Below are 12,900 nucleotides of genomic sequence, written 5' to 3'. Positions count from 1 at the left end.
TAACCAACTATTGCCGCCCAGCTTCCCCTACCTTTGTCCCTACACCAACCCACCCCTATCCTTATGGCCGCCATTGCCCAGAATTCCGTCGTGACGCTGACCTACGACCTCTCCGTAACCGACGAAAACCAACAGAAAGTATTAGTAGAGCAGGCCGAGGCCGACGAGCCAATGGTGTTCCTTTTCGGCCACAGCGGCCTGCCCGAAGAGTTTGAGCGCCAGCTCGACGGCAAAAACGCCGGCGACAGCTTCAGCTTCTCGCTGACCCCTGACCAGGCTTATGGCGACTATGACCAGCAGGCCGTTGTGAAGATTCCGAAGCAGGTATTTGAAATCGACGGCCAGATTGACGACCAGATGCTGCAAGTAGGCAACTACCTGCCTATGGCCGACAACGAGGGCAACCACATGCAAGCCAAAGTAGTCGAAATCGGCGACGAGCAGGTGACCATGGACTTCAACCACCCCCTAGCCGGCATGGTGATGCACTTCGACGGCAAGGTGCAGGATGTGCGCCCCGCCACCGCCGAAGAGCTGGCCCACGGCCACGTGCACGGCGAAGGCGGCCACCACCACTAGGCCCGGCGCTAGCGTTTATCGGCTACCTTGCAGGCCGGAAGTGGCTCACCAATTGGCGAGTGACTTCCGGCTTTCGCTTTTCCGCCCGCTCCCGCACGCCCTATGACTACTGTTACGATTATCGGCAGCCTAGCTGCATTTCTGACCACCATCGCTTACGTGCCCCAGGCCTACCAAACCATAAAAACCCGCGACACGAGCGCCCTTTCGCTGCCTACGTTTCTGATTCTGTTTCTCGGCACCTGCCTCTGGGGCACCTACGCCGTGCTCATTCACGACATCCCGATTTTGATGACCAACCTCATTTCGGGGGGCCTAGCCACCATTATTCTCTACCTCAAGCTCACGGCCAAGCCCGGCGAAGAAAAGCCCGTAGCGCGGACTTTGTAATCCGCGCCAGCGCCGCAAGCCATGACACTCAGCCGGCCAAGCCCGCGCTACAGCCCGGCCACGTAGGCTTGCAGCGCTGGGAAAAACTCCCGAAAATCAGCCTCATAAGCCGGATAGTTACGAGCCAGCTCCTCGGCGGCCAGGTCCATGCCGGAGCCAGGCGAGGCCCGGCGGCTCAGCCCTAGCAGCGCCCGCGCAATGCCTTCGATTTCGGCGTAGTTCAGCAGCCAGTTGTGCTGCACCATGTGCGGAAAAAACCGCTGCACCGGCGCCGGAAAGCCTGCCTGCTGGCTAGCCAGCGCCGCATACACGCGCCCGGTAAAATCGGCCAGGCTCTCAGCCGAAAACTCGGCGAAGTAACGGGCCAGGAAGTGGTCCATAAACACATCGGCCACCACGCCGGCGTACTTGCCGGCGCCGGCCTGGCGCAGGCGGGCCGTGGTGCGCCGCACCACGGGGTGCTGGTCGGTGAAGGTGTCGATGGCGCGGTGCGCGCGAATGCCGGCCTGCACGGAAGCGGGGTAGTTTTCGAACTGGCGGCCGGGCACCGAGTCAGCGATAAACTGGCCCGTAAGTTGGCCCAGGTAGCCAGGTGCGGCGGGCGAGCCAGCCAGGTAAAGGTGGGCCAAAAAATTCATGTGGGGCTAGCGAAAAGGGTCACGCAAGGCGGCCACCTTCTCCAAACCAGGAAACCAGAACCTGGTTCGGCCGTAAGCTAAAGACCACAAGCCGCTACGGCCACCCGCGCCCCGGCGTTTCTCTCCCCAACGTTTCCTTTCCCATGTCTGATACCAAAACCCCGGTCACCCACGACCTGAGCAAGCTTTTTGAAAAGATTAAGGATGTGCGCATTGCCATGCTCACCACCTTCGACGAGCAGCACACCCTTCACAGCCGCCCCATGGCCACCATCAAGCCCGATGCCGACGGCTCGCTCTTGTTTCTGACCGATAAGGACTCGGCCAAGGTGTACGAAGTAAAAAAAGACAGCCAGGTAAATCTGAGCTACGCCAACCCCAGCAACAACGTGTACGCTTCCGTATCGGGCCGGGCCAATGCCTTCCGCGACGAGGCCAAAATTGCCGAGCTTTGGAGCGAGGATATGCGGGCCTGGTTTCCCAAAGGCAAAGAAGACCCGAGCATCATGATTCTGAAAGTTACCGTCGACAAAGGTGAGTACTGGGATTCGCCGAGTGGCGTTTTGTCGCGGGCCTACGGCTACGTGCGCGCCGTGGTAACGGGCGAAGGCAGCAAGGACGATGACGTAAACCAGCACGCGCAGGTGCAGCGCTAACTACTGATAACGAATGGCTAGTGCCTACTAAGAGACTCTGTCCATAAGCACCTGTCGTTAGTTACTGAAAAAGGCCGGACGTTATTCCGGCCTTTTTTTGCGTCTGCTTGTTGCCTATTTCATGTTCACAACCCTTACGATACTGACGCTAAAGCCCGGAGCGGGCATCGCCCGTTGGGCGCTGGCCCAAATGGCAACGGCCCCACGCCAGCTGAAGCAAGTAGCGGGGCTGCATTTTTTTCAGCTGCTAGGTAGTGGCGCCGACAATGGCTTTGGCTTCTGGCCCAACCTGCGGCGCTACGGCTTTCTGGCCACCTGGGCCAGCCCCGAGGCTGCCGCCACGTTTTTTGCCGGCCACGCCGTATGGGCCGCCTACGCCCAGCGCAGCCTCGAAACCTGGACCGCCGAGCTAGCCCCCCTGCAAGCCCACGGCGCCTGGAATGGCGTGCAGCCTTTTGGCGAAGTGCCGGCGAAGCCGAGCCGGGCCGAGGGGCCGGTAGCGGTGCTCACGCGGGCCAGCATCCGGTTGCGGCGAGCGCCGCGCTTCTGGCGCTTTGTGGAGCCCACGAGCCGGGCGCTGGCCGGGGCCGAGGGCCTGCGGCTGGCCATCGGGCTTGGCGAGCTGCCGCTGGTGCGGCAGGCTACCTTCAGCGTGTGGGAGTCGGCCGAGGCCATGCAGCAGTACGCCTACCGCGATGCCAAGCACCGCGAAGTCATTCAGCTGACGCGCCGCGAAGGCTGGTACTCAGAAGAGCTATTCGCCCGCTTTCGGGTGGTGAAAACTACCGGCACGGTCGATGGGATGAATCCGCTGGGAATGCCCTAGCGGCAGCTAGGAACTGACGAGTTCTGGCCAGACCTCGCCTGGAGCCGGTCAGGGGTCTTTCGCCACCGGCCTAGTCATGGAGAACTACCCAGACACCCCCGGGCGACAACCGGCCGGACGGGTTTTAGTCGTCTAGCCGGTTCGAGACGCCGGTTCTGGCTGAACTTTTGGAAGCTTTTTCCAGCAGCTTTATAGCTAGGGTGTTTCCTGCTCACTCCGCTCCCCTAGCCGCAGGCGATACTGGCTGGCCACCCACGCAGCGGCAGTAGCCGGGGCCGTAGTGCCGAGCACTACCCGCACAGTGTGGCTGACTTGCACCAGGTCGTCGGCGGAGCCGGGGTAAATGCTAATGCCAGGGCCAGCCGCTTGCAGGATATCGCCCTGCAAAAACACGTTGCGCCCGGCTCCACCGTAGAGGTGCACGCCAAAGCCGGGGGCTAGCCGGCCATTGAGGTTGAACTCATCTTTGCCCCCAAGCCCGTAGATGCTGAGGCGCGTGGTGCGGCGCACATCATACACCTGCTCGCCAAGTAGGCTGTCGGGGCGGGTGGCACGGCGGGCAAACACGCGTAGCCGCAGCCGCTCGGGCCCCAGGCCGGTGAGCTCGAAGCGCTCGGCGGCATCGGTGCCGGTAATGACGGCCTGCTCTTGCAGCACCTGGTAGTAGCGGCTGGCAGCGGCCGGCAAGGCATCGCGGCGGGCGCGCAGGGCGGGTAGCAGCTCATGGGCCATGCGGGCGCGCACCTCGGGCGGCACGGCTTGCAGAGCCTGCACCAGCACAGCATCGGGTAGGCGACGGCGCAGCGAGTCGGCCTCGGCCCGAAAGTCAGCCTCTGAGAGTAGCGCCAGCGCGGTGTGGTCGAGGGCCCGGGCCGTGGCGGTGAGCGGCCCTACATCGGCGGGCACTAAATGCGGGTTAAACGTCTGATAGCGTGGATGCACCCACGACACCAGGCGCGTAAGCCAGCCGTCATCAAACCGAAAAAACGCCTGGTCGCGGTCGCGCGGAATGGGTCGAAACGCCGTGCCGCCAGCCTCCTCAAAGGCTGCCCAGCGCCACTGGTCGGCGCGGCGGCTCCAGTCGCCCACCAGCAGGTCGAGCAGGCGGGCGCGCAGGTAGGCCCGGGGCGCCAGGTGGCTGACGGGGCCGCGCAGTACCCGCGTGAGCATACTGTCGGAGCCCACCACCCGGCGAGCCCGCCCAAAGCTGGCGGCGTGGCTCTGGTCGTTAGCTGGGCGCTCTTCAAGCAAATAAAGTGTTGGCCGAAAGCGACTAGCCCAGTTGCCGAGCGTGGTATCGGGCAACAGGTACACCAGACGCGGGTTGGTATGAAAAACGCCCGCCGCCCGGGCCAGCACCGTGGCCACGTAAGCGCCGTAGGGCGGCGCGGCGCAGGTTTGGTCGCGCAGCACGGGGCCGACCAGGCGGCCCAGCCAGCCCGAAGCCATGCCCCGGCTCAAATCTTTATCGACCGAGCGCAGCACGAAAAGGCGGCCGTCGGGGGTGCGCAGGCGCAGGGTATTGGTTTGAAAGCTGCCGCCTGCCCGCAGCGGGGTGAAGCCCTGCTGGCCCAGACGCAGTACCGGTGCACTCACCGGCGTGGCCCACAGCGCGCGGTAGTGCCGGCCCCACAGGCGCTGCCACAGCCAGCCACGCTGGGCGTAGTGTGCGCCGGCCGCCACTTGTACCCGGCTCGAATCGGTAGTGAATACCGGGCCGGCCTCGCCGGGCGCGGGGCGGGTGGGCTCGGCACAGCCCCCTAGCAGCAGTCCGGCGGCGCCCAGGCAGGCTAGCCAGCCGCCGCTTCTGGCACCAAACATCGATAGTAGTACTGGCACCTGCACGAGGAAACCGGTCGGCACCGGCTTTTCAACTAAAAGCGTACGCAGCAGGGCCGCCCCTACTTGCCCTCGTATAGCGTAGGGCAGCCCCCTGGGGTTGCCTGCCCTGGCTGCTGGCGTAGGGCTATCCTTTCCTGTTGAGCTACGTTAGAAGGCCCGGAGCGGCCCTTGCCGCCTTGCACCCGTTATTTCGGCCCGTTTTGCGCTCTGTTACCTTTTTATTATTATCGGGAGGGCTGGTGCTGGCTACCAGCTGCGCCCGGCGCCATTATTTTCAGCCCGATGCCCGGCTCGACGCCGCGGCGGCCCCAGCTAGCCCCCGGTCCGGCGCCGACAGCGTGTGGGCCGTGGCGGGCCGCCAGTACAATCGCCACAGCAAGGCCTACCACCTGCTGATGGGCCCGCACCACCGCGCCGTGTGGGCGGCGCCCGTGCGCGTGCCGGTGCTAAAGCTAGCCAGCTCCGTGCCACAGGCCGGGCCGCTCACGCCTACCAAGCTGGGCGGCGGGTTTCAGAGCACCAGCCTCACGCTGACCAGCGCCGATGGCCGGCTCTACGTCATTCGCTCGCTCGACAAAGACCCGGCGAAGATTATGCCGGAGTGGATGCAGAAGACGTTCTTAGCCAATGTTATGCGCGATGGCACCTCGGCCGGCAACCCCTACGGCGCGCTGGTGGTGCCCACGCTCTCGCAAAAGCTGGGGGTGCCGCACACCCACCCGCGCATTTTCTACGTGCCGCTCGATGCCGATAATCTGGGCACGGCCGAGGCCAATGCGCGCCTGCGCGGCAAGCTGGTGCTGCTGGAAGAAAAATATGACGGCCCCAAGGTTCATTCGCCGCTGCTGCCGGAGGCGCGCAAGTATGTCAGCGACGAAACCATGCGCAGGCACCTCTACGCCGACCCGCGCAACCGCCCCGACCAGCCGGCGCTGCTGCGCGCCCGCCTGCTCGATGTGCTCATCGGCGACTGGGACCGCCACTCGGGCCAGTGGCAGTGGGGCGAGCTGCCCAACCCTGCCGAGCCTGGCGGCACGCTGTTCGTGGCCGTGCCAAAGGACCGCGACCAAGCGTTTTTTCGCATGTCGGACGGGGCCGTGCCGTGGCTGATGACCCGCAAGTTTTTGGTGCGCCACCTCGTCACGTTCAAGCACGACTATCACGACCTGGTGGCCCTTACCGGCCAGGGCCGCTACGTTGACCAGCGCGGGCTGAACGCCCTCACGCGGCGCGACTTTGCCGACGCCGCCCGCTACGTGCAGGCCCAGCTGCCTGACTCGACCCTGGCCCGCGCCGTGCGCCAGCTGCCGCCCGCCGTGTATGCCCTCGAAGGCCCGCGCCTGCTCAGCGACTTGCAGAACCGCCGCGACCATTTGCCCCAGCTGGCCCAGGCGTATTATGCGCTGAAGGCGGAGCGCCCCGTGGTGGCCGGCACCGAGCTGCCCGACCACTTTGTGGTGGCCCGCACCCCCGACTCGACGACCGTGCGCGTGTATAACCGCACGCTGGGGGCCGACTCGCTCTTCTACCAGCGCACCTTTTACACCCGCGAAACCAAGCGCCTGACGCTCGAAGGGCTGGGCGGCGACGACGTATTTGACCTGACCGGCTACGGGCTTAAAATTGTCGTTCATGCCGGCGCCGGCCAGGACGTGCTGCACACTACCTCGCACCGCCGCCTGCGCTACGAGCCCGAGTCTAACGGCACACTCAACACCCCCGCGCCCACCAAAAAGAAGCAGCGCTTCGATAACTACGACCGTCTTACCGACGAGTAGCCTAGCAGCTATTGCTGGCCCGCCTTGCCCCGTTGAGCAGGGCTAGCCGCGCTTATTTAGTGCTTTCGCCGAATACCTCACGTTGCTTTCACCAGCCAAGAACTATTTTTATAAAGTAACTTAACAAAGCGACTTTATAAATGTCGGATTTGCCCGATACCCAGCACCTGGCGGCCGAGCTGCGCACGGTGGTGAGCCGGTTTATTAAAAAGCTGCGGGCGCACTCGTCGCTGCACGCCACGCTATCGCTCACCGAGCGGGCCGTTATCAAACAGCTAACCCAGCAGCAGCCACTGCTGCCGAGCGAGCTGGCCGCCCGCGAGCGAGTGACCACGCAGGCCATGTCGCAGATACTCAATCACCTGGCCGAGCTAGGCTATATCACGCGCCAGCCCTCGCCTACGGATAAGCGCAAGGTGCTTGTCAGCTTATCGGAAGCCGGCCAAGCTGAAATGACTTCCGTGAAGCAGGAGCTCAATGACTGGCTAGGCCAAGCCCTGGCCCAAACCTGCTCGGCCGCCGAGCTACGAACGTTGCACCAGAGCCTGGCCGTGTTAGCCAAGCTCGTTGACTTTGACTAGCTGCTATCCACTGATATGAATTCTGACGCTGTTCGGGCTTTTCGCAGCCGCAACTACCGCCTGTTTTTCACGGGGCAGGCGCTGTCGCTGCTGGGTACCTGGATGCAAAAAACGGCGGTGAGCTGGGTGATTTATACCCAAACGCAATCCAAGTTTATGCTGGGCGTGAGCGTGTTTGCCACGCTTTTTCCATCGGCGCTGTTTTCGCTGCTGGGCGGCGTGGTGGCCGACCGCTACAACCGCTACCGGGTGCTGCTGCTCACGCAGGTGCTCTCGATGGCGCAGGCCGCCCTGCTCACGCTAGCCGTGTATTGGAAAGCCAATGCGGTATGGGAAATCCTGGCCCTGAGCGCGGTGCTAGGGGTCATCAATGCCTTCGACGTGCCGGCGCGCCAGTCGCTGGTCTATGAGCTGGTAGACGACAAGCAGGACGTGCCCAACGCCGTAGCCCTAAACTCAACTATGCTCAATCTCAGCAAGCTGCTGGGCCCGGCGCTGGCGGGTCTGGCCATCGAGCGGCTAGGGGCGGCTACCTGCTTTGGCCTGAATACGCTCAGCTTCGTGCCCGTTGTCTGGTCGCTGCTGGCCATGCGCCTGCCCGCTTTCGTGCCCCGGCCCGTCACCAAAAACCTGCTGAGCGAGCTGGTAGAAGGCTTCCACTACGTGTACACTACCGCCGATATCCGGTTCATTATCAGCACGCTAGGACTCTCTGGCCTACTGGTACTGCCCTTCACGGCGCTCATGCCGGTATATGCCAAGGATATTTTTGGCGGCACGGCTACCACCTTCGGGCTGCTCGATGGGGCCATTGGGCTGGGCGGCCTCATCGGGGCGCTGTACCTGACCTCGCTCAAGCCGGAGCATAGCTTGTACAAGGTATTAGCCACTAGTACCTTTATCATGGGCGCGGGCCTGCTGCTGTTTGCCTACACGCCGTGGGTAAGCCTAGCGCTGGCCTTTCTGGTAATCGGCGCCTTCGGCATGATGACCCAAACCACGGTCAACGTAACGCTGGTGCAAACGCTGGTGCTGCCGGCCATGCGCGGGCGGGTCATCAGCCTCTACGTGCTGGTGTACACGACCGCGGTGCCGCTAGGCAGCGTGCTGGTAGGCGCGGCCTCGCAACGCGTAGGGGTGCAGCCCACCGTGCTGGTCGAAGGGCTGCTATCACTGGGGATTGGTCTGCTCTACCTACGCAACTTGCGCCAGCCGCCCCAGGCCAGGCCAGCCATCCCCTCTACTCCCCAGCCAGCCACTGCCGAGGCCGTGACGTAAGCAGCCTAGCCCAGCGGCAAAGGCGACGAGGGCTATACCTCGGCCAGCATCTCCAGCACCAGGTGCTCAGTGGGTGAAAGCTCATCACGGTCTTGCAGGTCAGCGTCGTGGCGGCGCAGGTACTCGATGAGGCGGCCCGACTTGAAGAGCTCCGTTACCTGGGGGTGGATGTAGTATTTGGAGCACACCGTGGGTGTGTTGCCGAGGTTGCTGGCTACTTCCTTGGTAGCCTGCCGAATGGCTTTTTCGGGGGCTAGCTCCACGTCGCCGTTCAAAACTTTTTCGAGGCATTCCACCATTTTCACGGTGCCACCCCAGGTGCGAAAGTCTTTGGCCGACAATGCAATGCCGGTATGCTGGTGCAGGTAGTCGTTGACGTGGCCCGACTCCAGGGGGTGGCGCTGGCCATCAGGGCCGTAGAACTGAAACAAGTGCTGGCCCGGAATGTCCTTGCACTTGCGCACCAGGCTAGCCAGCTTGCGGTCGTGAATGGTCACGTCGTGGTCTACACCTTTTTTGCCCACAAAGGCAAAGCGTACATCGGCTCCGTCAATGGTGGCGTGCTCGTCGAGCAGCGTGGTGAGGCCGTAGCTCTTATTTTTCTTGGCGTATTCCTCGTTGCCGATGCGGATAAATGACTGGTCCATGAGCGTGAGCACCAGGGCCACCACTTTGTCGCGGTCAAGACCGGGGCGCGCCAGGTCTTTGCGCAGCTGGCGGCGCAATTCGCCCAGTTTTTGGCCAAATGCGAGTAGGCGCGAAAACTTGGTGAGCGAACGCGCCGCATCCCAGGCCGGGTGGTAGCGGTACTGCTTGCGGCCGGCCGCGTCGTGGCCCGTTACCTGGAGGTGAAAATTGGGATTGGGCGCAATCCACACATCGGTCCAGGCCGGCGGAATCACGAAGCTTTGGATGCGCGCCAGGGTCTTCTCATCCTCCACCTTCTCCCCTTTCGCGTTGAAATACACAAACTCGTGTTCGCCGTGCGGCTCGCGGCGCAGGCCAGGGCCTGCATCGGTAGCGTAGCGCAGACCCGCCAGCTCGGCCTGGCGGGCGGGGTCTTTGTAGAGTTCATGGGCCGCCAGCTCGTGCACGGGCGGCAGGTGCTTTTTGCGGGTTTTGGGGCGGGGCTGGGTGGGGGCAGTGGGCATAGAAGCTGGGCGTAAAGCCGGGTTCTACGCAATTCGGTAAAGAAGGGCGAGGCTACCCGAATCGCCGGCTGGCCGTAGGTTTGCCAGATGGAGTTTGGTCAATGGCTAGCCGATGGGTGGGAATGGGTTGATGCGTCGATAACGCGCGTAGCGGCGCGGCTAGGCCGCCTGCGCCCGTTGCACCTTGATGTGTATCGCAGCTACGGCACGCCGCACCGCTTCTATGTGAAGGGCCGCCTGCTCGCCGACCGCGGCCTCACGCCTCAGACCAATGCTGACTCGCCCTGGCGCAATTTCCAGGCCATGTACCGGCGCTTTAACAGCCGCGAAATACCGGGCGCTGAAGTTGTTATCTCGCTGCCCGAGCACCTGGAGCTGCCCGTGACCACGGGCCCTACCGGCTACTTTACCCTGCGCCTCGACCCACCTGCGCTGCCGCCCTCGGTCGATTACTTGTGGCACCCGGTGCCGGTGCGGCTCACCAAGCTGCCCAAGCGGTTTCGGGGCCTGCTTGGGCAGGTAGCGGGCACGGCGCAAGTACTTATTCCGCCCCCCACGGCTGAGTTCGGGATTATTTCCGACCTCGACGACACAGTAATCGTGACGCGCGCCACGCATATTTTGCGCATGCTGCGCACGGTGCTGCTGCGCAATGCCCATTCGCACGAGACCCTAGCGGGCGTGGCTGCCTTTTACCAGGCCCTGCTGCACGGCCAGAGCGGCCGGCCCGATAACCCGTTTTTCTACGTCAGCTCGTCGCCCTGGAATTTGTACGATGTGCTCGATGATTTTTTGCGCCTGCAGGGGGTGCCGCCCGGCCCGCTGCTGCTGCGCGAAACCCTGCTAGGCCGCACGCCCGGCTCGGAGGCCCGCACCGCCGGCGATTCGCCCCACCACGGCCACAAGCTTAAGGAAATCAACCAGATACTCGATACCTATCCCGAGCTCACGTTTATTCTGCTCGGCGATAGCGGTCAGCAAGACCCCGACATCTATGCCGAGGTGGTGCGCCGATACCCCGGCCGCATCCGGGTGGTGTATATACGCGACGTGGGCGTGCCGGGCCGCGCCACTCGCGTGGCCCCCCTAGCCGAGGCCCTGCGCCGCGACACGGGCGTGGAGCTGCTACTGGTGCCCGACTACGTGGCCGCCGCCACCCACGCCGAGGCCCACGGCTTCATCACACCCGAGGGGCTGGCCCGCGTGCGCCAGGAGCACGGCTAGCCTTATTTTTGCCCCGTGGCGCAATCTATTCAAACTCTTTTACCGTCGTGGCGCACAGTTTTTCGCGTGGCCCTTCAAACCGTGACGGCGCTGTTTCTGCTGTCGGTGACCTGGGTGCTGCTCTACCGCTGGCTGGCCCCGCCCGCTACCTGGCTCATGCTCGACCGCCGCGCCCACGCGCCGGTGGGCCTGGGCTACACCGGCATTCAGGCCGACCCGCGCCACGCCCGCTACAACTTTACCTCGCTCGATGAAGTAGCCCCCAGCGTGCCCCTGGCGGTGGTAGCGGCTGAGGACCAACGCTTCCTCATTCACCACGGCTTCGATGTAGATGGTATGTGGAAGGCGGCCCAATACAACTGGCACCGTGCCGAGGGCAAGCCCGTGCGCGGCGGCTCCACTATTTCGCAGCAGGTGGCCAAAAACGTGTTTCTCTGGCAGGGCCGCTCTTACGTGCGCAAGGCCGCGGAGGCCTATTTCACGGTGCTTATCGAGCTGCTCTGGAGCAAGCGCCGCATCATGGAAATGTACCTCAGCGTGGCCGAGATGGGCGACTGCACCTTCGGGGTGGAGGCGGCCAGCCAGCGCTATTTCCATAAACCGGCCCGCGACCTGAGCGCCCCCGAGGCCGCGCTGCTGGCTGGCGTACTGCCCAATCCGCTGCGCTTTCGGGCCGGGCAGCCGGGGCCGCAGGCGCGGGCCAAGCAGCTGCGCGTGCTGCGCAACATGCGGGCGCTGGGCGGAACTGCCTACGTGGCTACCTTGCTGAACCGCTAGCCTCTTTTTTCTTGTCCTTGCGAGCGCAGCGCGGCAATCTTTCCTTGTCGTTCGCTCCGTTGGGTTTACTACCCCTAGCGTGAAGGAAAGATTGCCGGGCTGCGCTCGCAAGAACAAACGAGTTTTACCTAACTCACTTTCCAGCCCCTGATTCTATGCTCCTCACCCTAGCGCTCAGCTGCGCCCTAGCCAGCCCACCTACGCCTCGCCAAGCTATTGCCCAGGTACTCGCCACCCAGGCCGCCGCCTGGAACCGGGGCGATATCCCCACCTTCATGGCCGGCTATTGGCACTCCGACTCGCTGGTGTTCATCGGCAAAAGCGGCGTTACCTACGGCTGGCAGCCCACCCTCGACAACTATAAAAAGAACTACCCCGGCGCCGCCCAGATGGGCAAACTCGACTTCAGCCGGCTGCGCATTACGCTGCTAGGGGCCGACGTGGCGCAGGTAGTCGGCCACTTTCACCTGGCCAGGCCCAACGCCGCAGCCGGCGATGCGCAGGGGCAATTCCTGCTGATTTTCCGCAAGCTGAATAGCAAGTGGGTTATCGTGGCCGACCATTCGAGCTAACGCGGGCTAGCCGGCGGCCGTGCCGCGAATCATAATTGTACCCGGCGGGTGGGGCGTCGGCGGCATGGGCTGGTTTACAAGCTGCACATCCAGTAGGAAGCCGGCTGGCTCCCGGGTAAAATGGATAGCGCCGATGGCCTCCCTGGCAATGCGCAAGTCCGGCGTGGCTACTGGCCGGCCGTTAATCCGATAGCTGACCGGCCCCTTTATTCGCAAGTGATTCCCTAGCTGAGCCAACGACCAGCTTTTTAGCTTCACGCTTCGCTTCGTAGTAATGCTTACTATACCGTCGGTCAACAGGCTGCGCCACTGCGGAGGCGCAGCCGCCGCCTCTTTGTAAATATCGATTTTCTCTATAGCGTTTGGGTCAATTTTACACAAAACGCTGTTTGTGGCAATCAGCTTATTAATTAAATACAACGGTTCAGCAAGTGCGGGCCGGGCAACGGCCGCCGGAATTGGCGTCGGCGGTGTTGTAGATTGGGCTTGCGCATAGTGGGTCATCACGCAAGCGGCAGCTACTAGCAAAAGGCGGGGGTAGCCGGAAAGAAACATAGTGAGCTTGCCTTACGAAGTGGAAAATACGGATTCAACTACTTTCATTGTCA

14 protein-coding genes are annotated in these 12,900 nt (G+C 63.2%); 10 read left to right on the top strand and 4 right to left on the bottom strand.

Going from position 1 to position 12,900, the window contains the following annotated elements:
- The first annotated feature begins 63 nt into the window (after nt 1-63).
- Nucleotides 64-579 carry an FKBP-type peptidyl-prolyl cis-trans isomerase gene (locus tag J4D99_RS17005; protein WP_208132932.1) on the top strand — a complete coding sequence of 172 codons (516 nt, stop codon included), beginning with the start codon at nt 64-66 and terminating at the stop codon, nt 577-579.
- Nucleotides 580-681: 102 nt separating this feature from the next.
- Nucleotides 682-969 carry a SemiSWEET family sugar transporter gene (locus J4D99_RS17000; RefSeq protein WP_208132931.1) on the top strand — a complete coding sequence of 96 codons (288 nt, stop codon included), beginning with the start codon at nt 682-684 and terminating at the stop codon, nt 967-969.
- Between the two features lie 47 nt (nt 970-1,016).
- On the opposite strand, the gene J4D99_RS16995 is transcribed toward J4D99_RS17000, so the two are convergent.
- Nucleotides 1,017-1,607, bottom strand: a complete 591-nt coding sequence (locus J4D99_RS16995) for an acyl carrier protein phosphodiesterase (RefSeq protein WP_208132930.1) — start codon at nt 1,605-1,607, stop codon at nt 1,017-1,019.
- A gap of 143 nt (nt 1,608-1,750) precedes the next feature.
- On the opposite strand from J4D99_RS16995, the gene J4D99_RS16990 reads away from it, so the two are divergent.
- Nucleotides 1,751-2,263, top strand: coding sequence for a pyridoxamine 5'-phosphate oxidase family protein (locus tag J4D99_RS16990; protein ID WP_208132929.1), 513 nt, complete (start codon nt 1,751-1,753; stop codon nt 2,261-2,263).
- Nucleotides 2,264-2,384: 121 nt separating this feature from the next.
- Nucleotides 2,385-3,089 carry a spheroidene monooxygenase gene (locus J4D99_RS16985; protein WP_236018718.1) on the top strand — a complete coding sequence of 235 codons (705 nt, stop codon included), beginning with the start codon at nt 2,385-2,387 and terminating at the stop codon, nt 3,087-3,089.
- 195 nt (nt 3,090-3,284) lie between these two features.
- Here the strand turns inward: J4D99_RS16985 and J4D99_RS16980 are convergent, their stop codons facing one another.
- Nucleotides 3,285-4,952, bottom strand: a complete 1,668-nt coding sequence (locus J4D99_RS16980) for a hypothetical protein (RefSeq protein ID WP_208132928.1) — start codon at nt 4,950-4,952, stop codon at nt 3,285-3,287.
- 179 nt (nt 4,953-5,131) lie between these two features.
- Here J4D99_RS16980 and J4D99_RS16975 point away from each other — a divergent pair, with 179 nt between their 5' ends.
- From J4D99_RS16975 to J4D99_RS16965, 3 genes are all read left to right on the top strand, one after another.
- Nucleotides 5,132-6,709, top strand: coding sequence for a hypothetical protein (locus J4D99_RS16975; RefSeq protein ID WP_208132927.1), 1,578 nt, complete (start codon nt 5,132-5,134; stop codon nt 6,707-6,709).
- Nucleotides 6,710-6,849: 140 nt separating this feature from the next.
- Nucleotides 6,850-7,290: a MarR family winged helix-turn-helix transcriptional regulator gene (locus J4D99_RS16970; protein ID WP_208132926.1), complete on the top strand. Its 441-nt coding sequence runs from the start codon at nt 6,850-6,852 to the stop codon at nt 7,288-7,290.
- A gap of 15 nt (nt 7,291-7,305) precedes the next feature.
- Complete coding sequence (locus J4D99_RS16965; RefSeq protein ID WP_208132925.1) at nt 7,306-8,568, top strand: MFS transporter; 1,263 nt, start codon at nt 7,306-7,308, stop codon at nt 8,566-8,568.
- Nucleotides 8,569-8,600: 32 nt separating this feature from the next.
- Here J4D99_RS16965 and J4D99_RS16960 read toward each other — a convergent pair whose 3' ends face one another.
- A complete protein-coding gene (locus J4D99_RS16960) occupies nt 8,601-9,719 on the bottom strand; it encodes a DNA topoisomerase IB (RefSeq protein ID WP_208132924.1) in 1,119 nt (372 codons plus the stop codon).
- Between the two features lie 87 nt (nt 9,720-9,806).
- Between J4D99_RS16960 and J4D99_RS16955 the strand changes: the two genes are divergently transcribed.
- The 3 genes from J4D99_RS16955 to J4D99_RS16945 all read left to right on the top strand — a co-directional run bounded on the left by J4D99_RS16955 (nt 9,807) and on the right by J4D99_RS16945 (nt 12,292).
- Nucleotides 9,807-10,943, top strand: coding sequence for an App1 family protein phosphatidate phosphatase (locus J4D99_RS16955; RefSeq protein ID WP_208132923.1), 1,137 nt, complete (start codon nt 9,807-9,809; stop codon nt 10,941-10,943).
- 15 nt (nt 10,944-10,958) lie between these two features.
- Nucleotides 10,959-11,720 carry a monofunctional biosynthetic peptidoglycan transglycosylase gene (mtgA, locus tag J4D99_RS16950; RefSeq protein ID WP_370551459.1) on the top strand — a complete coding sequence of 254 codons (762 nt, stop codon included), beginning with the start codon at nt 10,959-10,961 and terminating at the stop codon, nt 11,718-11,720.
- Nucleotides 11,721-11,875: 155 nt separating this feature from the next.
- On the top strand, nt 11,876-12,292 hold the full coding sequence (locus tag J4D99_RS16945) for a YybH family protein (RefSeq protein ID WP_208132922.1): 417 nt from the start codon (nt 11,876-11,878) through the stop codon (nt 12,290-12,292).
- A gap of 6 nt (nt 12,293-12,298) precedes the next feature.
- Here J4D99_RS16945 and J4D99_RS16940 read toward each other — a convergent pair whose 3' ends face one another.
- Nucleotides 12,299-12,847: a hypothetical protein gene (locus J4D99_RS16940; protein ID WP_208132921.1), complete on the bottom strand. Its 549-nt coding sequence runs from the start codon at nt 12,845-12,847 to the stop codon at nt 12,299-12,301.
- Nucleotides 12,848-12,900: the final 53 nt, after the last annotated feature.

It is taken from the genome of Hymenobacter sp. BT559, from assembly GCF_017571525.1.
Lineage (GTDB): Bacteria > Bacteroidota > Bacteroidia > Cytophagales > Hymenobacteraceae > Hymenobacter > Hymenobacter ginsengisoli.
The sequence above is the reverse complement of the archived record's forward strand: the minus strand, read 5'-3'. Positions and strand labels throughout refer to the sequence as shown.

Excerpts from the sequence above, each read along its gene's own strand:
- J4D99_RS16990 (WP_208132929.1), top strand. The coding sequence starts at position 1,751 with ATGTCTGATACCAAAACCCCGGTCACCCACGACCTGAGCAAGCTTTTT.
- J4D99_RS16945 (WP_208132922.1), top strand. The coding sequence starts at position 11,876 with ATGCTCCTCACCCTAGCGCTCAGCTGCGCCCTAGCCAGCCCACCTACG.
- J4D99_RS17005 (WP_208132932.1), top strand. The coding sequence starts at position 64 with ATGGCCGCCATTGCCCAGAATTCCGTCGTGACGCTGACCTACGACCTC.
- J4D99_RS16955 (WP_208132923.1), top strand. The coding sequence starts at position 9,807 with ATGGAGTTTGGTCAATGGCTAGCCGATGGGTGGGAATGGGTTGATGCG.
- J4D99_RS16940 (WP_208132921.1), bottom strand. The coding sequence starts at position 12,847 with ATGTTTCTTTCCGGCTACCCCCGCCTTTTGCTAGTAGCTGCCGCTTGC.
- J4D99_RS16960 (WP_208132924.1), bottom strand. The coding sequence starts at position 9,719 with ATGCCCACTGCCCCCACCCAGCCCCGCCCCAAAACCCGCAAAAAGCAC.
- J4D99_RS16970 (WP_208132926.1), top strand. The coding sequence starts at position 6,850 with ATGTCGGATTTGCCCGATACCCAGCACCTGGCGGCCGAGCTGCGCACG.
- J4D99_RS17000 (WP_208132931.1), top strand. The coding sequence starts at position 682 with ATGACTACTGTTACGATTATCGGCAGCCTAGCTGCATTTCTGACCACC.
- J4D99_RS16995 (WP_208132930.1), bottom strand. The coding sequence starts at position 1,607 with ATGAATTTTTTGGCCCACCTTTACCTGGCTGGCTCGCCCGCCGCACCT.
- J4D99_RS16965 (WP_208132925.1), top strand. The coding sequence starts at position 7,306 with ATGAATTCTGACGCTGTTCGGGCTTTTCGCAGCCGCAACTACCGCCTG.
- J4D99_RS16985 (WP_236018718.1), top strand. The coding sequence starts at position 2,385 with ATGTTCACAACCCTTACGATACTGACGCTAAAGCCCGGAGCGGGCATC.